This window comes from Streptomyces sp. DH24 (assembly GCF_029813775.1).
Taxonomy (GTDB): domain Bacteria; phylum Actinomycetota; class Actinomycetes; order Streptomycetales; family Streptomycetaceae; genus Streptomyces.
Map to the genome: position 1 here is coordinate 75,837 of NZ_JARVKW010000028.1, position 23,218 is coordinate 99,054.

Genomic DNA, 23,218 nt, shown 5'->3' on the forward strand with positions numbered 1-23,218 from the left:
GTTCGCATACTTGCAATCATTCAACTTGAACGTGACTCAACGCACATCGGGTTCCGGCAAGATTCCGGGGAATCGTTGTACGTCCGAAAGGCGACGCCCGTTGGGGGTCGTCGCGGGCGTCAGCGCCGGTAGAAGATCCGGTCCCGGTACTGCTCCATCACGCGGCCGTTCCAGTCGTGGCCGCCGTCCACGTTGCCCGAGCGGAGCAGCGGCGGCTCGATGCCGCGGTCGGCGAGTACCCCGGCCGCCGTCGCCACGACGGCCTGCATGAGGGCCGAGGTGACGACCGTGGAGGCCGGGGCGAAGGGCGCCGGGACGGTGTCGAGGGTGAGTTCCGCGTCGCCGACCGCGATCTTGGAGTCGAGGACGACGTCGCAGTGGTCCTTCAGGTACGTCCCCGAGACGTGCCGGGACTTCGTCTCCGTGGCGTACGCGACGGAGGTCACGCCGATGACCTTCACGCCGAGCGCGCGGGCGTTCATCGCCATCTCCACGGGCAGGGCGTTGCGCCCCGACAGCGAGATGATCACCAGGGCGTCGCCCGCGCGGACCGGCGAGGTGTCCAGCACGGCGCTCGCGAGGCCGTCGACGCGTTCGAGGGCGGAGCCGAGGGTGGCCGGCATGACGTCCACGCCGACGACGCCGGGCACGGCCAGCAGGTTCATCAGGGCGAGGCCGCCGGCCCGGTAGACGACGTCCTGCGCGGGGAGGGAGGAGTGCCCGGCGCCGAACGCGAAGAGCCGCCCGCCGGACTCGACGGTGTCGGCGAGGAGCGTGCCGGCCGCCTCGACGGCCTCGCCCTCCTCGTCCCGCACTCGTTCGAGCAGGCCGATCGCGGCGTCGAGGAACTGGCGTGCCGGCTTGCGGTCGCTCATGCGGGGCCCCTTCGGTGCGGCTGCGTCGCGGATCACGGTGCGGTCTGGACCAGTACGGTGTCAATACGACCGCGCGGGCACCGGCGCGGGCGGGCGGCCCGCGCCGTCCGGGCGCCGTGGGCCACGCCGGTCGCCGCCCGGCGGGCCCCGCCTTTCGCCGCCGAGGCACGGTTGTCGGCGGTATGCGTCAGAATTGAGTCCAGGGCCAGCGCACACGCCGGAGCCGCCGAGCCTCCGGCAGATCTCAATCGAGGGGCACGTATGTCCGGACTGATCGACACCACGGAGATGTATCTCCGCACCATCCTCGAGCTGGAGGAGGAAGGTGTGGTCCCCATGCGCGCCCGGATCGCCGAGCGGCTCGACCAGAGCGGCCCGACGGTGAGCCAGACGGTGGCGCGGATGGAGCGGGACGGCCTGGTGTCCGTCGCCAGCGACCGGCACCTGGAGCTCACGGACGAGGGCCGGCGGCTGGCCACGCGCGTGATGCGCAAGCACCGCCTCGCGGAGTGCCTGCTCGTCGACGTGATCGGTCTGGAGTGGGAGCAGGTCCACGCCGAGGCGTGCCGCTGGGAGCACGTGATGAGCGAGGCGGTCGAGCGGCGTGTGCTGGAGCTGCTGCGGCACCCGACCGAGTCGCCGTACGGCAATCCCATCCCGGGCCTGGAGGAGCTGGGCGAGAAGGACGGCGCCGACCCGTTCCTGGACGAGGGCATGGTGTCGCTCGCCGACCTCGACCCGGGCGTGGAGGGCAAGACGGTCGTCGTGCGCCGGATCGGCGAGCCGATCCAGACGGACGCGCAGCTGATGTACACGCTGCGCAGGGCGGGCGTGCAGCCCGGCTCGGTGGTCAGCGTGACGGAGTCGGCGGGCGGGGTGCTCGTGGGCAGCGGCGGCGAGGCGGCCGAGCTGGAGGCGGACGTCGCGTCGCACGTGTTCGTCGCCAAGCGCTGAGCGCCGTTCCGGGTCCGGCGGTGGGGGCCGCCGGGCGGCGGTGACGGTGTGTCAGTCGCGCGCCGTTGCGATCTCGCCGAATCGAAGATCCAGTACGTCGAACCGCAGCGCTCCGGCGCCGCGCGTGCGACGCTGTCGCGTGGGCGTGGGACCTGACGGTTCGTCCGTCACGGTGCCGCCGTCCGGCCGGGAGGGGGCGGGGATGATGTGCCGGAACCGGAGACACGCGGACTCCGCACAATGCACAGCAGGCACAGCAGGCACAGCAGGCACAGAAGACGCGGAGGGCCCCGGCGCCGTGCGGCGCCGGGGCCTGTCCTCCCCTGTGCTGACCCGGAGCCCCGAGCTCCCAGGGTCATCCCCTTCGGACCTCTTTCCCCGAGTGGTCCGCCTCCCGCTGAAGGTCTCCCCGTGGCGGAGGCGATCATTCCTTGACGGGGGTCACTCGAACGAGGGGTGTTGCCCGCCGAGGCGGCATTTTCGAATGACCGTTCGATAACCTGGGGGTGGCAGGCCCAGCGGGACGCGCGCCGCGCAGCCGCCGGACGGCAGAAGGGCACGGCAGGCAGGACACGGTTCACCGGACCGTCCGGCTCGACGGAGCGAGCGGTCCACGCGGAGCTTGGGGGGTGCCAGAACCAATGATGCGGCGCATCGACGTGACGGGGGCGGGCGGCGTCCGCCTGGCGGCCTGGGAGTTCGGCGACCCTCCCAAGACCGACCCGGCGACGGACACGGACGACGGAACACCGGGCGCGGGGCAGCACACACCGGACACGGCACGGGCCGGCGGTCCGCCCGGCGGGCAGAGCGCGCCCGGCGTGCTGTTGCTGCACGGGCTGATGGGACGCGCCTCGCACTGGGCGTCCACGGCCCGCTGGCTCTCGGAGCGGCACCGCGCGGTCGCCCTCGACCAGCGCGGCCACGGCCAGAGCGACAAGCCCCCGGACGCCGCCTTCACCAGGGAGGCGTACGTCGAGGACGCCGAGGCCGCCCTCGAACAGCTCGGCCTCGGCCCGGCCGTCCTCATCGGGCACGCGATGGGCGCGCTGACCGCCTGGCAGCTCGCCGCGAAACGCCCCGACCTGGTGCGCGGCGTGGTCATCTGCGACATGCGGGCCTCCGCGCTCGGCGCCGCCTCGCAGCGGGAGTGGGCCGACTGGTTCAGGGCGTGGCCGGTGCCCTTCGCCACCCTCGCGGACGTCCGCAAGTGGTTCGGCGGGGACGATCCCTGGGTGGAGCGGCCCCATCCGTCCCGCGGCGAGTTCTACGCCGAGGTGATGTCCGAGTCCACGGACGGCTGGCGGCCCGTCTTCGAGCCGGACCAGATGCTCAGGTCGCGCGAGACGTGGGTCTACGACGCGCACTGGGAGGAGCTGGCGCAGGTCCGCTGCCCCGCCCTGGTGGTGCGCGGCCTCGACGGCGAGCTGGGCCGCGCCGAGGCGCAGGAGATGGTGCGGGTGCTGCCCCGGGGCCAGTACGCGGAGGTCGCCGAGGCCGGCCACCTCGTGCACTACGACCAGCCGGAGGCGTGGCGCGCGGCGATCGAACCGTTCCTGGAGGCGTGCGCGGTGCGGTGACGCCGGGCACGCGCCCTCACCCCTTGCTGACCGCCGTGAGGATCTCCGGCAGCCGCGCCGCCGTGCGGGGTGCCGCGAGCCGCAGGCCGAGCAGCGTGAGGGCCGCGCCGTAGGCCGTGCCCACCGGCAGCAGCAGCCAGGCCCAGCGGTCGCCGCCCTCGCTCACGTGCAGCCAGATCGTCAGCGCGATGACCGGGGCGCACAGCAGGGCCGCCGCGATCATCCCGCCGAAGATGGAGATCCAGGCCAGTCCGGTCTGGCCCGGGGCGACGTTCTTGTGGCCCTCCTGCGGGATGGAGTACGGGAAACGCGCGGACGTCCAGGCGCCGGTCGCGAGCATCGCGCCGAGCAGCGCGAAGGACAGGCCGAGCGCCTCCGGCAGCCGGTCCCAGTCGCCGAGCATCGCCGTCGTGACGACGGTGACGACGGTGGCGTACGGGAGGGTGATCACCAGCAGGGCCAAGGCGCGGGCGCGCAGTTCGACGTAGGCGTCCCGGGCGGACGAGACGGTCATGGCGACCATCCAGAACGCGGAGGTGTCCTGGCCGAACTGGTTGTACATCTGGATGCCCAGCATGCCGGCGGCGAAGCACGCGAAGTACACCGAGCCGGTGCCCTGCCAGGCGTTGAACACGGGGACGATCACGCCGATGGCCAGCGACGTCACCCAGGCCGCCTTGGTCTTCGGGTCGCGCCACACGTAGCGCAGGCTGCGTTCCATGACGGTGCCGGTGCGGCCGGGCGGCAGCAGCCGGGCGAGCCCGCTCGACGTGCGTTCACGGGCGGCCGAGTCCGCCGCGCCGAGCGTGGAGCCGTCGGGCGCGGTCATCAGCCGGGTCAGATGCCGCGTCCACACGACGACGAGGACCACCAGGGCCAGGACGCTCAGGGCGAGTTGGGCGGCGGCGACAGCGTAGGAGCCGTCGCCGACCGAGTGGACGGCGGCGATCGCCGACGCGGGCGGCACCCACCGCAGCACGTCGGCCGCGGGGTCGAGCTGCGCGAGGCCGGACGAACCGAGGCGCTGCGCCCCGAAGTTGACCAGTTGCGCGCCGACCGCGATGACGAGGCCGCTGAGCACCGCGAGATCGCGGCCCTTGCGGCTGGTCAGCAGCCGTACGTTGGCGGCGGCCACGGCCCGCGCGAGCGCCACGCACACCAGCAGTGCGAGCGGGACGGCGACCACGCCGACGGCGAAGGCCGCCCCGCCGTGCGCGACGGCGACGACGGAACCGACCAGCAGGCAGAGCGTGAACACCGGCCCGATGCCGACCAGCGACGCCGCCAGCAGCGCCCGGACCAGCGGGCGGGGCCGCAGCGGCAGCATGACCAGCCGGGTCGGGTCGAGGGTCTCGTCGCCGCCCGGGAAGAACAGCGGCATCACCGCCCAGCCCAGCCCCAGCACGGCCGCCGCCAGCACGACCAGCGACTCCACGTGCGCGTGCCCGCGCAGCGCGACCAGTCCGATCAGCTGGAGCGCGGCGAACAGCAGGGCGAACGCGGCGGACGCGACGTAGGCGGCGCGCCGCCCGCCGGACTGCCGCAGCCCGCCCCGTAGCAGCGACAGCTTCAGCCGGACGACGGTGGAGGTGACGGTGCTCATCGTGCCCCGCCGCCCAGCCAGTCCAGGTCGGACCCGGCGTCGCGGCTGTGCGCGCCGACGAGTTCCAGGAACGCCCGCTGCAGCGAGGGCGCGTCGCCGCGCACCTCGGCGAGGGGGCCGTGGGCGCGGATGCGGCCGGCCGCCATGACGGCGACCCAGTCGCACAGCGACTCCACGAGTTCCATCACGTGGGAGGAGAAGACCACGGTGGCGCCGGAGGCGGTGTAGCGCTCCAGGACACCGCGGATGGTCTGCGCGGAGACCGGGTCGACGCCCTCGAACGGCTCGTCCAGGAAGAGGACTTCGGGGTTGTGCAGCAGGGCGGCGGCCAGGCCGATCTTCTTGCGCATGCCGGTCGAGTAGTCGACGACGAGCTTGTGCTGGGCGCCGGCCAGGTCGAGGACGTCGAGGAGCTGGGTGGCGCGCTTGTCGACCTCGGCGCCGGGCAGCCCCCGCAAACGGCCGGAGTAGGCGAGCAGTTCACGTCCCGACAGCCGCTCGAACAGCCGCAGCCCTTCCGGCAGCACCCCGATCCGGGCCTTCACCTCGACGGGATCACGCCACACGTCGTGCCCGACGACCTCGACCTCGCCCTGATCGGGGCGCAGCAGACCGGTCACCATGGACAGGGTGGTGGTCTTCCCGGCGCCGTTCGGCCCGACGAGCCCGATGAACTTGCCCGCGGGCAGCTCCAGATCGATCCCGGCCACGGCGACCTGCTGGCCGAACCGCTTCCAGAGCCCTCGCACCCGCACGGCCGGTGTACCCACTGCAGTCCCCTCGGTCATAGCGAGCACCCTACGGGGCGGCGACGCCCGGCAGGCGGGAGGGGAACCGCTCGACCAGTCTCGGCCGAACCGCGGCCGAACCGCAGCCGCCCGCCGGCGTCGGTCGGCGGGCGGCGTCGGCCGGCGTCGGTCGGCGGGCGGCGTCGGCCGGCGCTCGGCCGCGCTCGGCCGGCGGCATCAACGACGGGCGAAGAGGCGCGGGCTGGGCTACCGGTCCCGCCCGCACGCATAGGCGAGCGGCGAGATCAGTTCCTCCGCGTCCGGCAGCCACCGGTTCGCGGCCGTCGGCCGGCAGGCCCACTGCACGGCGCCGCGGGACCCGAACCGGGTGGGCGGCACCGCCAGGTACGCGCCCTCGCCGAGCGTGACGAGGTCGAGGGACGCCGGGGACCAGCCCAGCTTGCGCACCAGCCCCGGCACCTTCGCCGCCGCCCCCGGCAGCACGAAGAACTCCATCCGCCGGTCCGGCGTCAGCGTCACCGGCCCCAGCGTCACCGCCATCCGCTCCATGCGCGCCAGCGCCAGGAAACCGGCCGTCTCCGGCACGGAGATCGCGTCGAACGTGCGCCCCGTCGGCAGCAGGATCGACGCCGTCGGCCGCTGCTGCCACATGCGTCGCGCGACGGTCGCGCTGCCCGTCGCCTGGGTCGCCCAGTCCTCGCGCGCCGGATGCGCGCCCGGCGCGGCACACGCGGCGTCGCCGCACGAGCAGCGGTGCACTCCGTCGACGGCTTCCAGCCAGGTGCCGGGGAACACGTCCCAGTGACGTTCCTCGGCATAGCGCACGGCGGTATCCAGCAGCGACTCCCCGCGCTGCGTCGGAATCTGCCCAGCGGTCCGCCCAGCGGTCCGCCCGGCGGTCTGAACGGCTTCGGTGCCCGGGATCGTCTTTTCCACGCCCCACTCAACTCCCGCACCCACCTGGAGTTACGGCCGTGCCGCGGGCGGCTCGCGCGCGAGGCAGGAGCATCGATTCCGCATCCGGGGCGCACGGGTGCACGGGCGGGGGCGCGTGGGAGGTTCCGGTGCGAGGGCTGGGTAGCCACGTGGGGGACCGGTCGCCGCCTTCGCGCGGCAGCCGTATCCGGCAAATCCTCGTAAGCCTCGCATCTTCGCCAACTGGGCGGGGCATTGATCTTCACGGCCGGAACTTTTCGCCGGGACGTGAGGGGGTCCGGTCGCGGAAGACACGTCAACTCGGTGCGTGGGCAGGCACCGCAGCCTCAGGGGGTACGCATGGCCGCAAGGCCTCTCGTCGCGCGGCAGCCGAACGAACGGCTGCAGGCGCTCATCCAGGAAGCGGGTTGCTCGAACGCCGGGCTGGCCCGCCGGGTCAACATGTGCGGCGCCGAGCACGGGCTCGATCTGCGCTACGACAAGACGTCCGTGGCGCGCTGGCTGCGCGGCCAGCAACCGCGGGGCCGGGCGCCCGCGATCATCGCGGAGGCGCTCGGACGCAAACTCGGCCGGACGGTCACGATCGACGAGATCGGCATGGCCAACGGCAAGAACCTCGCCTCGGGCGTGGGTCTCCAGTTCTCGCCGACGGTACTGGGGGCCATCGAGCAGGTCTGCGAACTGTGGCGCAGCGACGTGGGCCGCAGGGACTTCCTGTCCGGCTCGTCGATCGCCGCGTCCGCGCTGGTCGAGCCCAGCCGGGACTGGCTGATCACCGCGCCCGACGGCCAGGTGGCGCGCTCGGCGGGGCCGCGCGTCGGCCAGTCCGACGTGGCGGCCGTCCGCGCGATGACACAGGCGCTGGTGGAACTCGACCACCAGTACGGCAGCGGACACGTGCGCCCGGTCCTCGTGCACTACCTCAACAGCGTCGTCTCGGGACTGCTGGCGGGGTCGTACCGCGAGGCCGTGGGCCGGGACCTGTTCGCCGCGGTGGCGCGACTGACCGAACTCGCCGGGTACATGGCCGTCGACACCGGTCAACCGGGCCTGGCCCAGCGGTACTACATCCAGGCGCTGCGCCTCGCCCAGGCCGCGGGGGACCGCGGGTACGGCGGCTATGTGCTCGCCGCGTCGATGAGCCACCTGGCCGCGCAGCTCGGAAACCCCAGGGAGATCGCCCAGTTGGCGCGCGCCGCGCAGGAGGGCGCACGCGGGCGGGTGACGCCGCGCGCGGAGGCGATGTTCCTCGCGGCGGAGGCCCGCGGGCACGCGCTGATGGGCGACGCGCGGGCCGCGCAGACCTCGGCCGGGCGTGCGGTGAGCGCCCTGGAGTCGGCCGACCCGGCCTCCGGGGACGACCCGGCGTGGATCGCCCACTTCGACCGGGCGTACCTGGCCGACGAGTTGGCGCACTGCCACCGCGACCTCGGGCAGGCCGACGCGGCGGCGCGGTGCGCGCAGGAGTCCCTGGCCGGGCATCCGGAGTCACGGGCACGCCGACGGGCCATCGGGTACGTCCTGCTGGCCACCGCGCAGGTGCAGCAACGTGAAATCGAGCACGCCTGCGCGACCGGGCTGCGCGCCGTCCAGCTGCTGGAGACGCTGCGCTCCAACCGGGGCGCCGAGTACCTGGAGGACTTCCAGCAGCGGCTGGAGCCGTACCGGGACGAGCCGGTGGTCAGGGAGTTCGGGGCACGGCTCGACCTGCAGACAGCGGCGTGAACGCCCCGGTGGCCACGGTGTGAAGGTGAGGGAAAGGACAGGGTGCGGCGCGGGAGGTGACGTAAACAGCGTCGTGCGGCCCGGGTTTGTTACCGCGCTCACAGGGAAGGAGCTCGCGCCCTGTGCTGCGTGGCAGCGGGCTCGGGGGACCCGGTAGCGTGAGCCGACGATTCCGAAGGTCCCCCAATCGTAGGAGTCCCGGTGACGCAGAGTGGACAGGGCGAGGAGCCCTCGGCGCGCCCCGCGCGCGAAGGCATCGTGCTGCCCTCCGACGGCGGCGAGCCGCTGCTGCCGGGCATGCCGGGCGCATCCGGCGGCGGTCGGCCCGGCGGGCCCGCGCCCGCCCCGCCGCCCACCACGACGCCGGCCGGCGGCCAGGCCTGGGGCACCCCGTGGGGGCCCGACCAGCAGCAGAACCCGCCGGCCGCCCCGGGCTGGACGCCGCCGCCCGCCCAGCCCTGGGGTTCGCCCGAGGGCGCGCCGCAGCAGCCCGCCTCCTGGGGAGCGCCGGGCCAGGACGCCGGGGCCCCGCTGCCGCAGGAGGGCACCCCGGACGCCTACGGCACGGCCCCCCGGGCGCACCAGGACACCGGCCACGACGGCACGTACGGCCACCACGGCGCGGCCCCGCTGCCGCCCGCCCAGCACGGCGGGCCCGACCACGCCCTGCCGCCCGCGGACGGCGGTACGTACGGCCACCACGGCGCCGCTCCGCTGCCGCCCGCCCAGCACGGCGGCCCGGACCACACCCTGCCGCCCGCGGACGGGGGCACGTACGGCCACCAGGGCGCCGGGGCCCCGCTGCCGCCCGCCGGGGACGGCGCGACGCAGTACCTGCCGCCCGCGCCCGGCGGTCACACCGACCAGGCGACCCACTACCTGCCGCCGGTCGCCGCGTCCGCCCCCGACGAGGGCGCGACGCAGTACATACCCCCGGTGGGGCCCGGTGCCCTGCCGCCCGAGATGCCGGCCGGCGCGCGCGCCGACTCGCCGGCCGAGTCCACGCAGTTCCTCGGCCGCGCCCCGCAGCACGGCGGACCGCACGCCGGCCACGCCGGCCGGCCCCACCACGCCGGACAGCAGGTCCACGGCGGCCCCATGCCGCCCGCGTCGGGGCCCGACGCCGAGGCGACCCAGTTCATCGCCCCCGTCAGCGACCGGCCGTCCGGGGCGCCCGGCGAGCGGCAGCCGCCCGCCGAGTTCGACAACCTCTTCCGCAGCGAGCCGGGCGGCGCGGCCAACGCCACCCAGCAGATGCCCCGCTTCGCGCAGCAGGGCCCCCCGCACGCCGCCGCGCAGACCGCGTACGCCCCGCAGGGCCCCGGCGGCGGACGGCACGGCACCGCGTACGACGGTGAGGGCGGCCGGGGAGGCCGTGGCGGGCGCGGCGGTTCGCGGGTGCCGCTGATCGCGGCGATCGGCGTCGCCATCGTCGTCGTCGGCGTCGGCGCGGGCGCGCTCCTCGCCGGTGGCGGCGGCGAGCAGGACGACAAGAAGCAGCCGGTGTCCGCGACGGCGCCGGTGGCCGAGGAGTCGCCCTCGCCGTCCGCCGACCCGGCCGAGGCGCAGGCCGTCGAGCTGGACAAGCTGCTGGCCGACAGCGGCGACAGCCGGACCTCGGTGATCAACGCCGTCTCGGACGTCAAGGCCTGCCGGAACCTCGACGCGGCGGCCAAGGACCTGCGGGACGCGGCCAAGCAGCGCAACGAGCTGGTCACGCGCCTGTCCGGGCTGAGCGTGGACAAGCTGCCCGACCACGCCGCGCTGACGACCGCGCTCACCAAGGCGTGGCAGGCGTCCGCGTCGGCCGACAACCACTACGCGGCCTGGGCCGACCAGGTCGCCGCCAAGAAGGGCAAGTGCAAGAAGGGGCAGGCCTTCACCAGCGGCCAGACGGCGGCGGGCAACCGGCAGAGCGGCATCGCCACCCAGCAGAAGGCCAGGGCGGCCGAGCTGTGGAACGTGATCGCCGAGAACTACGGACTGACCCAGCGCCGGCCCACCCAGCTGTGACGGCGGGCGGGGCCGTCCCGGCCGGGGCGGCCCCGCGGCGCGGTGTCACGGCGTCGGGCGTCGGGGCGTCACAGCTCCGCGTTCCGCAGCGTCCCCGTCACGTCCACGAAGCCCTCGCGCGCCGCCACCAGCCGGCCCTCCCGCACGATCTGCAGGGTCACGTTGGCGTTGACCAGGCGCGGGAAGCCCACGGCGGCGAGCTGGTCCTGGAACTTCCACTGGAGCGTCGGCGTGAGCCCGCCCGTGTCGACCTTGAGGCCGTCGTCGAGGACGTCCCGCACGGAGTCCGCGGTCACCTCGCCGTCCCCGAGCGCCTCGACGGCCCTGCGGAGCACGGTGTAGGCGATCCACGTGGTCTGCACGCCGGCGTCCGCGGCGTCGATGCGGTTGTCGCCGAAGGCCTTCTCCTGGATGACCTTCTTCATCGGGTTCCAGCGCGCGTCGCTCGCCACCGGGTACCAGCCGGTGATGTACGAGCCCTCGTACGGACCCGACGCCCCGCCGGTGGCGTTGATCGCGGTCTGGTCGACGCTGCCCAGGACGGTCGCGGTCCGCACCTCGGGGTAGTGGTCGCGGGCGCGGCGGAAGGAGTCCATGAACGTGTTGGTGCGGTCCCCGAGCGCGGGCACCACGCAGCCCTGCTTCGCCGGGTCGGCGTTGGCCCGCCGCAGGGCCAGCTCGGACTGGCCGTCGTACTCGTTGGCGTCCTCCTCGGCCAGCTGGTCGCTCGCCGCCGGGTGGCCGCCCGCCGTGAGGCCGGAGTCGAGCAGCTCGGGCAGCTGGTCGCCGGCGATCGTGTTGGGCCGGACGAGGGTGACGGGCCCGCAGCTCGACGCGAGGGCGTTGCCGAGGCCGGCCAGCAGCGTGGGCTGGCCGCCGTTGACCGGGTAGGACAGCGGGCTGGTGAACTCGTTGGTCGTGATGCCGTAGCCGCCGATGTACGGGATGCCGGCGCCTTCCAGGGGAGGCAGGAAGGCGTCGGAGTGCTGGCTGTAGGAGCCGACGACCGCGACGACGTTCTCCTTGGCGGCGCGGCGGGCGCACTTCGCGGCGGCCACGCCGTCGTTGTGGTCGTTGCAGACCAGCACGCGCAGCTTGCGGCCGTTGATGCCGCCGTGGGCGTTGATCCAGCGGGCGTAGGCCTGGGCGAAGGCGGGCATGCCGGGCTGGTTGGTGGCGCCCGTGTCCATCGGCGCCCAGGTCATGACGGTGATCGGGTCGTCCCCGGAACCCCCCGTGGTACCGGGGACGACCCCGCAGCCGGCGGCGAGCGTCGAGCACGCCGCCAGGGCGACCGTGGTCAGGGCGGTCGGTTTGACGCGTCGGGAGAGGAGGCGGGACAGGAATGTGCTGCGGGGGTGGCGCCTACCGGTCATGTGCTCGCACGATTCCCTCACACGGCCAACCGGGGAGTGACCCTCGGTCAACGTGCGGTGGCGGCGAAGTGAATTGCGGGGGCCCGTGAGGCACCCGGGGACAGGAACGTACGATCGGTGACCGTGCAAGGTTCGGAGAACTCTTCCCGTCGCGGCCGTCGCTCCCCCACCATGGGCGGCATGCCCCTGAACGACATGCCGTGGTGGCGCTGGCGCAGCAATGTGCGCTCCGCGCTGCACATGCTCTCCGACCCCGTGTTCCAGCGGGACGTCTGGCTGGCCGGTGTGGACGGCTACGGCGACGTCACCGACGCCGTCTACCGCCTGGTCGAGGACACCTGGCTGGACCACTGGTCGGCCGAGAAGTACGTGGGCACGATCTTCCGCGACTCGCAGGAGGCCGCCCTCGTCGACACCGCCGTCCTGCGCGTGCTGCGGATCATGCACCACGTCGGCCCCGACGCCCCCGTGCAGACCTACCTGGCGAACGAGGCCTGGCCCGAGGCGGTGCGGGCGGCCCGTGACGCGCACGTGCGGATGGCCACCAGCGACGGCGAGGACCCGGACACGCCGCCGCGCAGCCTGGAGGTGCTGAACATCCTGACCCGGTCCGCGTAGCGGGACGCCACCCCGGCGCGGGCCCCGCATATGGGACCCTGTCCTGCATGAACGAGCAGTCCACCCGAGCCGCGGCCCCGGCCGACCAGTACGTCCTGACGCTGTCCTGCCCCGACAAGCAGGGCATCGTGCACGCCGTGTCGAGCTACCTGTTCATGACCGGCTGCAACATCGAGGACAGCCAGCAGTTCGGCGACCACGACACGGGACTGTTCTTCATGCGCGTCCACTTCTCGGCGGAGCCGCCGGTGACCGTGGACAAGCTGCGGGCCAGCTTCGCCGCCATCGGTGACTCCTTCCAGATGGACTGGCAGATCCACCGGGCCGACGAGCGGATGCGCGTCGTCCTCATGGTCAGCAGGTTCGGACACTGCCTGAACGACCTGCTGTTCCGCGCCCGGATCGGCGCGCTGCCGGTGGACATCGCCGCCGTGGTGTCCAACCACACCGACTTCGCCGAGCTCGTGAAGTCCTACGACCTGCCCTTCCACCACATTCCGGTGACGAAGGACACGAAGCCGCAGGCCGAGGCGCGGCTGCTGGAGCTCGTGCGCGAGGAGAACGTCGAGCTGGTCGTGCTCGCCCGGTACATGCAGGTGCTCTCGGACGACCTGTGCAAGCAGCTGAGCGGGCGGATCATCAACATCCACCACTCGTTCCTGCCGAGCTTCAAGGGCGCCAAGCCGTACCACCAGGCGCACGCCCGGGGCGTGAAGCTGATCGGGGCGACCGCGCACTACGTGACCGCCGACCTCGACGAGGGTCCGATCATCGAGCAGGAGGTCGAGCGGGTGGGGCACGACGTCACCCCCGACCAACTGGTCGCGATCGGCCGGGACGTGGAGTGCCAGGCGCTGGCGCGGGCCGTGAAGTGGCACGCGGAGCGCCGCATCCTGCTGAACGGGCGGCGGACGGTCGTCTTCGCCTAGCGCCACGGCCCGGCCGGCGTGCTGCCGGTCACATGCGGCTGAGCGACGCCGCCGCGAACAGCACGTCCCTGATGGCCTGTTTGTCGCCGAGCTGACCCGCGGCCGCCTCCTCCGGGGACACGTGGCCCGCGGCCAGCCGGCAGAACTCCACACCGTCCAGCGCGATGTGCGCCACCTCGTGCTCGGCGGAGCCCACCGCCGCCGGGGAGTCCAGCGGGATCAGCCACTCGCCGCCGCCGGAACCCTCGATCTCCAGCCGCAGGCTGCGGCCCGGCTCGCCCGCCGCGACCAGGTGCCGGTGCCCGCCGGACGGGCCCGGCCCGCCCCGGCGGCGGTCCGCCAGCGCCTCCGGCAGCAGCCGCGCCGCCAGGTCGATCATCCGGTTCAGATGCCGCGCCGACGGCGGCTCGTACGGGTAGTCCACCGCGTCCGCGATGTCCTCCGCGTGCACCCAGCACTCGAAGGCCCGGTCCAGCATCGCGTCGTGCAGCGGCAGCCGGAAGTCGCCGAACGACACCGGCATCCGGCCCGCGCTCCCGTCCGTGAACGCCACCGTCCGCACCAGGTCGTGGCTCTGCTCACGCCACTGCGCCCGCACCCCGCGGGTCGGCGGGACGTGCAGCGCCCGCCAGTACGCCTCCGTGCGCGCCGCCGGGGTGCCGGCCTCGGCCGCGATCTCGCCCAGCGGGTCGTCCAGGCCGAGGGCCACCGCGACCAGCCCGTCGACCGTCATCAGGTGCGCGATGACCCCGGCGACCGTCGTGCGCCGGTTCGTCTCCTCCTGGCCGGCGAACCAGCGCAGCCGCACGGGCGCGTGCCACTCGGCGTCGCCGAAGTCCTGCAGCAGCGCGTCCAGCCGGGCGGTCTCGGCGTCGTACGCCGTCGCCCACTGCGGCACCGGGATGCGCGGCGGGCGCCGCTCCAGGCAGGCCTCCAGGACGCGGGTGCGCAGCGCCGGGTTCAGGTCGAGGCTCTCGGGCCGCTGGAGCAGGCCGACGGCGTCGCGCAGCCGCAGGGCCTCCTCGGCGCAGGCGCCGCACTCGCCGAGGTGCTCCTCGACGCCGGCCGCCTCCTCGGCCGAGCAGGCGGCCAGCGCCCAGGCGCCCAGCAGCGACTTCAGGACCCGGTGGTCGAGGGCGGGCGGCGCGGGGCGGTCCGGGTCGCCGAGGTCCTCCAGCGCGGGCAGCGGCCGTCCGCCGTCCTCGACGGAGGCACGCGGCAGCGGGATGCGGGGCCGGCCGGGCTCACTCCCGCCACCGCCCTCCGGCCCGCCGCTCCGCGGCCCACCGGACCCGCCCCGGTCACCGGAGCCACCGGAGCCACCCGCATCACCGAAGTCACCTGGGTCACCGGGACCGCCGACCCGGCCGGGCCCGCACGGGCCACCGGAGTCGCAGGGGTCACCGGAGCCGTCGAAGCCGCCGGGCTGCTCGGCGCCGGTGCCCTCGCCGCCGTCGCATCCCGTGTGTTCCCGGTCACCTCCGTGCTCGTCGAACGCCTCGAAACGGTCCGCTCCGCTCACGCCGCACCCCCGTACCCGGGCGGAGCGCCCGGTGCCCCGGCGTCGCGTGCGGTGGACAGCAGTTGCAGGCCGAGGCGGAGTCTGCGACGCGCCTCGTCCTCGGTGACGCCGAGGTCGGCGGCGGTCTGGCGGTAGTCGCGGCGCTGGAAGTACGCCAGCTCCAGGGCGGCGCGCAGCGGGACCGGCATGGACTGCACGATGTAGTCGGCGCGGGCCGCGACCGAGGCCTGGCGCACCTTGCGCTCCAGCTCCTCCGTGCTGCCGGCGCCGCCGCGGGCGAGGGCGGCGGTCTCGGTGTCGCGCAGCCGCTGCACGGCGAAGCGGTGGGTCAGCGCCGCGACCCAGGTGCGCAGCGGGCCCTGCTTCGGGTCGTAGGTGTCGGGGTGCTCCCAGACATGGGTGAAGACCTCGCGGGTGAGGCGGTCGGCGGCGCGCTCGTCGCCGAGCACCCGGTACGCGAGACCGTGCACGAGGGACGCGAACCGGTCGTAGAGCTCACCGAGGGCCGCCGCCTCCCCGCGCGCGAGCCGCTGCTGCATCTTGCGGTCCCAGCGCAGCGGCGTTTCCTTCTTCGCCATGCGGCCCTCCCCCCCTCGCCCCTTGCCCGACGGCGGTGTCCGCCGTCCCTTCGCTGCCCGGCGTGCGCCCGCCGTCCCTTCGAATGTAGTCGGCACGTATGACAACGCACGCCCCTTTGCGTCAATGTGTGCCCTGGGCGCATCCGCGGGTGGTATAGGGCCGCCGATCAGTGGTGGCGCGTGTCCCGCGGCGCGACCACGCGGGACGCCGTCGGCACAGACCCGATCGAACAGGATCGAAGCCGACTTGAACAAGCCTCTTTCGTACAGCGTCCGTTTGTGGCCCCGTGTTTCAGGGAACTGCCGCTGGGCAGCCGCGCTGCAAGGAAGCGTAAGAACTGCTTCCGTTCGGTCCGGCGAGCGAAGGGCATGGTGGTGGCGTTCAAAGTGACCGGTGCCGAGCGCGGCGAGTGGGCCGTGCTCCGGGTGTCGGGCGAGCTGGACCTGGTGACGTCGCCGGTGCTGCGTCAGGGAATTCACGACGTGGTGGCCGACGGCCGGCACAGTCTCGTCCTCGACCTCTCCGAGGTCTGGTTCTGCGATTCCAGCGGCGTCGGCGTCCTCATCGCCTCCCGCCGGCTCATACGTTCCTGCCGGGGGAGTCTGCGGCTGGTCCTGCCGGCCCGCGGCGCCGCCGACGGCTCGCACGTCAACCGGGTCATGGGCGCCCTCGGTGTCCGCCGGCTGTTCGACGTGTATCCCGACGTCGACGCGGCCGTCGCCCCGGAGGCCGGGCCGCTGTCGGCCTGAACCGTCGCCCCCGGAAAGCCCGCGCGGACAGGCGCGCCGCACCGCAACGCCGTTGTCCCGGAATTCCCCCGGTCTTGGTACAAGCGTCGTTGTTCCCGCTCCGGCGCGGTCCGCGCCGTCGTACGCTCCGAGCGAGATCGCCCATCCATCCGACGTAAGGCGGCCCGAGAGACATGGTGAGCAGCGAGTACGAGGGCAGGATCGCCGCCCGGTTCGCCACCTTCGACCAGGACGGCAACGGCTACATCGACCGTGCGGACTTCAACGCGGCGGCCAAGGCGCTGCTCGCGGAGTTCGCGGTACCGGCGCGTTCCGACAGGGGCCAGGCGCTGTACATCGGCGCCGAGGCGTTCTGGCAGGGCATGGCCGGGATCGCCGACCGGGACGGCGACCAGCGCATCACCCGCGAGGAGTTCGTGACCGGCGCGGTCAAGCGGCTGCGCGACAACCCGGACCGGTTCGCCGAGATCGCCCGCCCCTTTCTGCACGCCGCCCTCGACGTCGCGGACGCCGACGGCGACGGCCGGGCGACCGTCGAGGCCACCGCGCGGGTGCTCGGCTGCCTCGGCGTGAGCGACGACGTCGCCGCGCGGGCCGCGGCCGCCCTCGACACGGACGCCGACGGCAGGATCGGCGAGGCCGAGATCGTGTCGGCCTTCGCCCGCTACTTCACCGTCCCCGAATAGGCCGGGCCGGGACCAAGCGCCGTACGGGCGACGGACGTTGCCGCCCCGTTCTGTGACACAGAGTGAGCGCTCCCGTACGCCTCGGTGTGCGCCGTCCCGCCGTCGGAGCGGCCTGGGCTGGGGTGTTGTCGCAACACACCGGCGAATGTCACGGATTGTGGCATCGGCAGGTCACGGAGCGTTGATACCGGGTTGTGTCCCGGGTGCGGCTCGTCACGGCCCGGAGTCGGCGGTCCGCTCCGGTACCTTGTGGTGGATGCGAGTGGTTCTGAGCGCGCGCCCGGCCGGAGTTGCCTGTGAGGCGGCCCGGGGCGCGGCGGTGCGCGGTGCCGTTCGCAGCAGGTCGGGAGGGTCCGGCGACGTCGCACGTTCGACTCGTGGCGACGGGCGTCGCACAGTATGCCGCACGGGTACTCCTTCGCGCTGGAATATGCCCGAAGCGCTTGTTGACGTGACTGTACGTCAACCATGCTGTCCCACAAGGGATTCACGTTCCGTGACTCTTGTCCCGGCCGTTGTTCTGGCCATGCAGAAAATGGCTACGATCGTGGCCCTCATGAGGCGCGAGCCTAAGTGTCCGCCGGTTCGGATGGTGTGAGCGGTGCAGGTGCTTCAAGTGCAGCTGGAGGTCCGGCCCGACCCCGCCGAGGTGGCGCGAGCCCGGAAGTGGGCCCGCTCACGCCTCGCCGGGTCGGGGATAGAGGCCGATGAGCCGATCGCCGAGACGCTGATCCTGCTCGTCTCCGAACTGGTCACCAACGCCGTGGTGCACACCGGCCGTCCGGCGGTGCTGCGGCTGTCCCTGCCGGGCACCGCGGTCGACGGCGCCACCGTCCGCCTGGAGGTCGCCGACCGCAGCGACCGCGCCCCGGTGCCCCGTTGCCCGGACGGCGACGCGACCGGCGGCCGGGGTCTCGCCCTCGTCGACGGGCTCGCCGACCGGGGGGGCTGGACCCGCGAGGGCGCCGGCCAGCGCATCTGGTGCGAACTCGACCGCTGCGAACGGCCCTCCGACGCCGCGGCCTGCACCGGTGGCGTCGTGGCGTACGGTGGCGGCGCCGCGGCGTACGGCGGCTTCGCCTACGAGGCGGTCTAGGCCGCGGACACCGCCCGGGGCAGGGGCGCACGTCGGACGCGGGGCGTGTCCGGACCGTCAAGTGGTGCGCCGGGGTTGTGCATCTGTGCGCGTCCGCCGCAAAGGGTGCGTAAGTAACAAATTGCCGGACAGGTGTTGACGCCTCATGTCCGTTTGATCACGCTTGTGGCAGCGACTTGCCGTGAGGGGACGACGAGGGCCTTGGTGACGGAGGCCCTCGACGAGCGCGGGTCGTGACACGGCGTCGGTTTCCTCGGGGCCACGGGAGGCCGGGCGGGGGACGCCGGAGTCGGGTGGCGGCGGGCGAAGCCGTGCTCGGGGCGAGGCAAGCGCCACGCCGCCAGCCGACCGAACCGCGGGATGCGGCCGCGGCTCACCGCGACTCTTTGTCCACAGGCTGTGGACAACTTTTCATCGGCCCGCGCCGCGACTACGCCCCGCTCCCCACCCGGAACGTCCTGCGGTACGCGGTGGGCGTGACCCCCAGCGCCGCCTGCAGGTGCTGCCGCATCGACTGGGCCGTGCCGAAGCCCGCCTCGCGGGCCACCTGGTCCACCGACAGGTCGGTGGACTCCAGCAGCTGACGGGCCCGCTCCACCCGCTGCCGCGCGAGCCACTGCCCGGGACTCACCCCGGCCTCCTCGCGGAACCGGCGCGTGAACGTGCGGACGGACATGCTCTCCCGGGCGGCCAGGTCCCGCAGCTGGATCGGCTCGTGCAGCCGCTGCAGCGCCCAGGCCCGCGCCCCGGTCGTCGTCGCCTGCTGCGGATCGGGCACCGGCCGCTCGATGTACTGCGCCTGCCCGCCGTCCCGGTGCGGCGGTACGACGGTGCGGCGGGCGATCTCGTTGGCGACCGCCGTGCCGTGGTCGCGGCGCACCATGTGCAGGCACAGGTCGATGCCGGCGGCCACCCCGGCCGAGGTCAGGACGTCGCCGTCGTCGATGAACAGCACCTCCGGGTCGACCTTGACGCGCGGGAACAGCCGCTGGAGGCGCTCCGCGTCCGCCCAGTGCGTGGTCGCCGGGCGGCCGTCCAGGTGGCCGGCGGCGGCCAGGACGTACACACCGGTGCAGATGGAGGCGAGGCGGGTGCCCGGCCGGACGCGGGCCAGCGCGGCGGCCAGGTCGTCGGTCAGCACGCCCTCCTCGTACACCGGGCCGAGTTCGTACGACGCCGGCACGATCACCGTGTCGGCGGTGGCCAGCGCCTCCGGGCCGTGCGCCACGTGGATCGAGAAGTCGGCGTCCGTCTCGACCGGGCCCGGCGGCCGGACCGAGCAGGTGACGACCTCGTACAGCGGCCGGCGGCGGGCGTCCTTCGGCCGGCCGAAGATGCGGTGCGGGATGCCCAGCTCGAAGGGGAGCAGCCCGTCGAGGGCGAGGACGACGACGCGGTGCGGCCGGAAGGGCCGCTCGGGTGTGCTGTCCAGGGCCATGGCCCGATCCTAGCGAATGCTGTCCTTCGGGCCACTCGATCGTGCGGTCCCCGCACCACACGCTCTATGGCGTGACCCAGACAACCGCTGCCGCCACAGCCGCCGAGGGCGCCGGGCCCCGCAGGCGTTCCCGTGTCCACCGCGCCTGGTTCGTCGCCGCCGTCGCCTTCGTGACGATCATCGGCGCCGCCGCCTTCCGTTCCGTGCCCGGGCTGATGATCGACCCGCTGCACCAGGAGTTCGGCTGGTCACGCGGCACGATCGGCGCGGCGGTCTCCATCAACCTCGCCCTCTACGGCCTGACCGCGCCCTTCGCGGCGGCGCTGATGGACCGGTTCGGCATCCGGCGCGTGGTCGCCGTCGCCCTCACCGTGATCGCCCTCGGCTCGGGCCTGACGGTGTGGATGACCGCGGCCTGGCAGCTCCTGCTGTGCTGGGGCCTGCTGGTCGGCCTCGGCTCCGGCTCGATGGCGCTGGCCTTCGCGGCCACGGTCACCAACCGCTGGTTCACCGAACGGCGCGGCCTGGTCACCGGGATCCTCACCGCCGCCTCCGCGTCCGGACAGCTGATCTTCCTGCCCCTGCTGTCCTGGATCGTCGACCGGCACGAATGGCGCCCGGCCGCCGTCACGGTCGCGCTCGCCGCCCTCGCGGTCGTCCCGTTCGTCTGGCTGCTGATGCGCGACCACCCGGCCGACGTGGGCCTGAAGCCGTACGGCGCCAAGGAGTTCGTGCCCAAGCCCGCGCCCGTGCCCGGCGCCGCCCGCCGCGCCGTCACCGTGCTGTTCTCCGCCGTGCGCACCGGGCCGTTCTGGCTGCTGGCCGGGACCTTCGCGATCTGCGGCGCGTCCACCAACGGCCTGATCCAGACCCACTTCGTGCCCGCCGCCCACGACCACGGCATGCCCATCACGGCCGCAGCCTCCCTGCTCGCCGTGATCGGGGTGTTCGACGTGGTCGGCACCATCGCCTCCGGCTGGCTCACCGACCGCTTCGAACCCCGCCGCCTGCTCGCCGCCTACTACGCGCTGCGCGGCATCTCCCTGCTCTTCCTGCCGATGCTGCTGGCGCCGAGCGTCCACCCGCCGATGATCTTCTTCATCGTCTTCTACGGCCTCGACTGGGTCGCCACCGTCCCGCCCACCCTGGCGCTGTGCCGGGAGCAGTACGGCGAGGACAGCGCGATCGTGTTCGGCTGGGTCCTCGCCTCCCACCAGGTCGGCGCCGCCCTCGTCGCCTTCCTGGGCGGCGTCGCCCGCGACACCTTCGGCTCCTACGACGTCGTCTGGTACGCGTCCGGCGCCCTGTGCGCGGCGGCGACCCTGATGGCCCTGGTGATCCGGCGCCGCCCGACGCCGGTGCCGTCCCTCACCTGACCGCGACGGGGCGCCGGTCAGCCCGGCAGGCGTGACACGGCCCCGCCGCCCTTCTTCGCGACGGCACCGGCGATCCGCACCGCGTCCCTGGCCAGCTCACGGAGCATGCCGCTGATGGGGTTGGTGTACCCGGTGAAGTACAGACCGGGCGCCCCGTCCGGGGTGCGCGCGCCCCGGACGACCGGTCTTCCCCGGTCGTCCAGTACGCCGAGATGGCCGACGAGGCTCTCCAGGCCACGGGCGTACCCGGTCGCCGCGATCAGCGCGTCCGGCTCGACGCGGCTGCCGTCGGCGAGGACCACCCCGCCGTCCTCGAAACGCTCGACGGACGCCACGATCTCGACCTTGCCGGTGCGCACCGCGTCGACGAAGCCGACGTCCTGCACCGGGATCGCGCCCTCGCGGACGCGGGAGTACAGACCGGTGTCGGGCCGGGGCAGGCCCCGCTCCGCCAGGTCGGGCACGCTCAGCCGGGCCATCGGCCGGGCCAGCCGGTCGACGAGGGCTGCCGGCAGACGGCGCACCAGCACGCCCGTGTACTGCGCGGCCCAGCCCGCCGTCGACCGGCGCACGATGTGCGGCACGGTACGGATCGCCACCCGCACCCGGGCGGCGCCGCCCTCCGCGAGGTCCACGGCTATCTCGGTGCCGGTGTTGCCGGCGCCGACGACGAGCACGTCCCGCCCGGCGTACGGCCCGGCGTTGCGGTACTCGCGGGCGTGCAGGAACTCGCCGGTGAAGGTCTCGCGGCCCGGCCAGGCGGGGACGTACGGCGTGTGATTGTGGCCGGTCGCGACGACCACCGCCGCGCCGGTCAGCTCCCGGCCGCCGGTGGCGCGCAGCAGCCAGCCGGTGCCGTCGGGGGTGCGCTCGACGCGGGACACCTCCACACCGGTGACGATCTCCAGCCGGTGGTGCTCGGCGTACTTCTCCAGGTAGCGCACCACGTCGTCCCGGGACACCCAGCGCCCGAACCGGCGCGGGATCGGCAGTCCGGGCAGGCTCGACAGCCGGCGGGTGGTGTGCAGGCGCAGCCGGTCGTAGTGGCCCCGCCAGGACGCCCCGACCCGGTCCGACTTCTCCAGGACGACGGCGCGTATGCCCCGGGCGCGCAGGGCGTACGCGACGGCCAGCCCGCCGGGGCCGCCGCCGACGACGTAGACGGGACGCGCGGGGTCCGCCGGGGTCGGCACCGCGGGGTTCGGGGATGCTGTGGAGTCGGCCATGGGCGGGAGTATCCACCACGGACCGGAACGCTTGTACGAGGGCCTGGTGCCTGAGCCCCGCGAAACCCCGCCGGGCGGCTGCTGCCCAGGGGAGGCGGGTGGCCGAAGCCCTCGGGTCTTGCTGGCCCCGTGCGGGGCGCGCGCGTTGTTGAATGGACCGATGGCCTCCCTTCACGACCCGTACCTGACCTCCCTCGTGTCCGAGGTACGCGGCCACGATCTGCGGCTGTGCCCCTGGGACGCCGACTCCGACACCGACGTGGAGACGTGGCTGCGGGGCCAGCTCGACCCCGAGTTCCGGCGCTGGAACACGCCCGTCAGCCCCGTGACCGACGCCGAGAGCGCGCGGGAGTCGCTGCGGATGCGGGCCCGGGAGGCGGACGAGGGACGGTGCGCGGCGTTCCGCATCACCGCCGCGGACAGCGGCACGACGCTCGGGCACATCGGTGTGAACGCCGTCAACCATGCGCTCAAGGTGGCCCGGTTCGGTTACTGGGTGCTTCCCGAGGCGCGCGGCCGGGGTGTCGCGACGCGGGCGCTGCGGGTCGCGGCCGACTGGGCGTTCAGTGAACTCCGGCTGCACCGGCTTGAGTTGGACTCACGCCGTGGGGCACGAGGTGTCCTGCCGGGTCGCCGAGCGGTGCGGGTTCCGGTACGAGGGGACGCTGCGGGGGGCGGTGTTCGCAGCGGGCCGGCACGACGCGTTCCGCGATGCGCATCTGCACGCCCGACTGTCCACGGACCCGGCTCCGTAGGGGGCGACGGGGGTGGCGAGCGACCGGGGGTGCGGTGGCTGCGGCGTTGCCCCGTTGCGGACGTCGGGGTGAGCGACGTTGCTTGGTTGCCCGGCGTTGCGCTGACCGCACGGGGTTCGCGCGGCCCGGCGCCATCGGGTTGCCGCCCGCGCCCACCCGTGCCGCCCCGGGCGGCACGCATGCCCGCGGCGTGCGACGTGCCGCCGCTCGGCTGTCCGGTGTTGTCCGGTTGCCCGGCGTTGCGCTGACCGCACGGGGTTCGCGCGGCCCGGCGCCATCGGGTTGCCGCCCGCGCCCACCCGTGCCGCCCCAGCGGCACGACTGCCCGCGGCTTGCGGCGTGCCGCCGCCGCAGCCGCCCGCGCGGGATGGGCGGGACGGGATGGGCCACCGGGCCGCAGTCGCGTACGGCGGGAAGGGGACGTGTCGGGGGG

19 protein-coding genes and 1 pseudogene are annotated in these 23,218 nt (G+C 74.0%); 11 read left to right on the top strand and 9 right to left on the bottom strand.

The window, feature by feature from the left end:
- Window positions 1–119: 119 nt before the first annotated feature.
- Window positions 120–875 carry an SIS domain-containing protein gene (locus QC282_RS22190; RefSeq protein WP_279551289.1) on the bottom strand — a complete coding sequence of 252 codons (756 nt, stop codon included), beginning with the start codon at window positions 873–875 and terminating at the stop codon, window positions 120–122.
- A 261-nt stretch (window positions 876–1,136) separates the two neighbouring features.
- Between QC282_RS22190 and QC282_RS22195 the strand changes: the two genes are divergently transcribed.
- Window positions 1,137–1,829: a metal-dependent transcriptional regulator gene (locus QC282_RS22195; RefSeq protein ID WP_004000347.1), complete on the top strand. Its 693-nt coding sequence runs from the start codon at window positions 1,137–1,139 to the stop codon at window positions 1,827–1,829.
- Window positions 1,830–2,470: 641 nt separating this feature from the next.
- Window positions 2,471–3,409 (top strand): alpha/beta hydrolase, encoded by a 939-nt coding sequence (locus QC282_RS22200; protein ID WP_279551308.1) that lies wholly within the window; start codon window positions 2,471–2,473, stop codon window positions 3,407–3,409.
- A gap of 16 nt (window positions 3,410–3,425) precedes the next feature.
- Here the strand turns inward: QC282_RS22200 and QC282_RS22205 are convergent, their stop codons facing one another.
- The 3 genes from QC282_RS22205 to QC282_RS22215 form a co-directional block, all read right to left on the bottom strand.
- On the bottom strand, window positions 3,426–5,012 hold the full coding sequence (locus tag QC282_RS22205; protein ID WP_279551290.1) for a transporter: 1,587 nt from the start codon (window positions 5,010–5,012) through the stop codon (window positions 3,426–3,428).
- Window positions 5,009–5,800 (bottom strand): ABC transporter ATP-binding protein, encoded by a 792-nt coding sequence (locus tag QC282_RS22210; RefSeq protein ID WP_279551291.1) that lies wholly within the window; start codon window positions 5,798–5,800, stop codon window positions 5,009–5,011. The genes QC282_RS22205 and QC282_RS22210 overlap by 4 nt, the downstream gene beginning before the upstream one ends.
- 207 nt (window positions 5,801–6,007) lie before the next feature.
- Window positions 6,008–6,685: a bifunctional DNA primase/polymerase gene (locus tag QC282_RS22215; protein ID WP_279551309.1), complete on the bottom strand. Its 678-nt coding sequence runs from the start codon at window positions 6,683–6,685 to the stop codon at window positions 6,008–6,010.
- Between the two features lie 351 nt (window positions 6,686–7,036).
- On the opposite strand from QC282_RS22215, the gene QC282_RS22220 reads away from it, so the two are divergent.
- Window positions 7,037–8,422 carry a transcriptional regulator gene (locus QC282_RS22220; protein WP_279551292.1) on the top strand — a complete coding sequence of 462 codons (1,386 nt, stop codon included), beginning with the start codon at window positions 7,037–7,039 and terminating at the stop codon, window positions 8,420–8,422.
- Window positions 8,423–8,623: 201 nt separating this feature from the next.
- Window positions 8,624–10,435 carry a hypothetical protein gene (locus tag QC282_RS22225; protein ID WP_279551293.1) on the top strand — a complete coding sequence of 604 codons (1,812 nt, stop codon included), beginning with the start codon at window positions 8,624–8,626 and terminating at the stop codon, window positions 10,433–10,435.
- A gap of 68 nt (window positions 10,436–10,503) precedes the next feature.
- Here QC282_RS22225 and QC282_RS22230 read toward each other — a convergent pair whose 3' ends face one another.
- On the bottom strand, window positions 10,504–11,811 hold the full coding sequence (locus QC282_RS22230) for an ABC transporter substrate-binding protein (RefSeq protein ID WP_279551294.1): 1,308 nt from the start codon (window positions 11,809–11,811) through the stop codon (window positions 10,504–10,506).
- Window positions 11,812–11,928: 117 nt separating this feature from the next.
- On the opposite strand from QC282_RS22230, the gene QC282_RS22235 reads away from it, so the two are divergent.
- A complete protein-coding gene (locus QC282_RS22235; RefSeq protein WP_279551295.1) occupies window positions 11,929–12,429 on the top strand; it encodes a hypothetical protein in 501 nt (166 codons plus the stop codon).
- Window positions 12,430–12,476: 47 nt separating this feature from the next.
- Window positions 12,477–13,358: a formyltetrahydrofolate deformylase gene (purU, locus tag QC282_RS22240; protein ID WP_279551296.1), complete on the top strand. Its 882-nt coding sequence runs from the start codon at window positions 12,477–12,479 to the stop codon at window positions 13,356–13,358.
- A gap of 28 nt (window positions 13,359–13,386) precedes the next feature.
- Here purU and QC282_RS22245 read toward each other — a convergent pair whose 3' ends face one another.
- Window positions 13,387–14,880, bottom strand: a complete 1,494-nt coding sequence (locus QC282_RS22245; protein ID WP_279551297.1) for a maleylpyruvate isomerase N-terminal domain-containing protein — start codon at window positions 14,878–14,880, stop codon at window positions 13,387–13,389.
- Window positions 14,877–15,458, bottom strand: a complete 582-nt coding sequence (locus QC282_RS22250; RefSeq protein WP_279551298.1) for a sigma-70 family RNA polymerase sigma factor — start codon at window positions 15,456–15,458, stop codon at window positions 14,877–14,879. The genes QC282_RS22245 and QC282_RS22250 overlap by 4 nt, the downstream gene beginning before the upstream one ends.
- A gap of 369 nt (window positions 15,459–15,827) precedes the next feature.
- Between QC282_RS22250 and QC282_RS22255 the strand changes: the two genes are divergently transcribed.
- The 3 genes from QC282_RS22255 to QC282_RS22265 all read left to right on the top strand — a co-directional run bounded on the left by QC282_RS22255 (window position 15,828) and on the right by QC282_RS22265 (window position 17,990).
- Window positions 15,828–16,208: an STAS domain-containing protein gene (locus tag QC282_RS22255; RefSeq protein ID WP_279551299.1), complete on the top strand. Its 381-nt coding sequence runs from the start codon at window positions 15,828–15,830 to the stop codon at window positions 16,206–16,208.
- A 173-nt stretch (window positions 16,209–16,381) separates the two neighbouring features.
- Complete coding sequence (locus QC282_RS22260) at window positions 16,382–16,894, top strand: EF-hand domain-containing protein (protein WP_279551300.1); 513 nt, start codon at window positions 16,382–16,384, stop codon at window positions 16,892–16,894.
- A 601-nt stretch (window positions 16,895–17,495) separates the two neighbouring features.
- Window positions 17,496–17,990 carry an ATP-binding protein gene (locus tag QC282_RS22265; RefSeq protein WP_279551301.1) on the top strand — a complete coding sequence of 165 codons (495 nt, stop codon included), beginning with the start codon at window positions 17,496–17,498 and terminating at the stop codon, window positions 17,988–17,990.
- A gap of 430 nt (window positions 17,991–18,420) precedes the next feature.
- Here the strand turns inward: QC282_RS22265 and QC282_RS22270 are convergent, their stop codons facing one another.
- Entirely contained in the window at window positions 18,421–19,428 is a 1,008-nt protein-coding gene (locus tag QC282_RS22270) for a GlxA family transcriptional regulator (RefSeq protein WP_279551302.1), read from the bottom strand.
- 71 nt (window positions 19,429–19,499) lie between these two features.
- On the opposite strand from QC282_RS22270, the gene QC282_RS22275 reads away from it, so the two are divergent.
- Window positions 19,500–20,804: an MFS transporter gene (locus QC282_RS22275; RefSeq protein ID WP_279551303.1), complete on the top strand. Its 1,305-nt coding sequence runs from the start codon at window positions 19,500–19,502 to the stop codon at window positions 20,802–20,804.
- A gap of 17 nt (window positions 20,805–20,821) precedes the next feature.
- Here QC282_RS22275 and QC282_RS22280 read toward each other — a convergent pair whose 3' ends face one another.
- A complete protein-coding gene (locus QC282_RS22280) occupies window positions 20,822–22,030 on the bottom strand; it encodes an NAD(P)/FAD-dependent oxidoreductase (protein WP_279551304.1) in 1,209 nt (402 codons plus the stop codon).
- Window positions 22,031–22,190: 160 nt separating this feature from the next.
- On the opposite strand from QC282_RS22280, the pseudogene QC282_RS22285 reads away from it, so the two are divergent.
- A pseudogene (locus tag QC282_RS22285) lies at window positions 22,191–22,785 on the top strand (GNAT family N-acetyltransferase).
- Window positions 22,786–23,218: the final 433 nt, after the last annotated feature.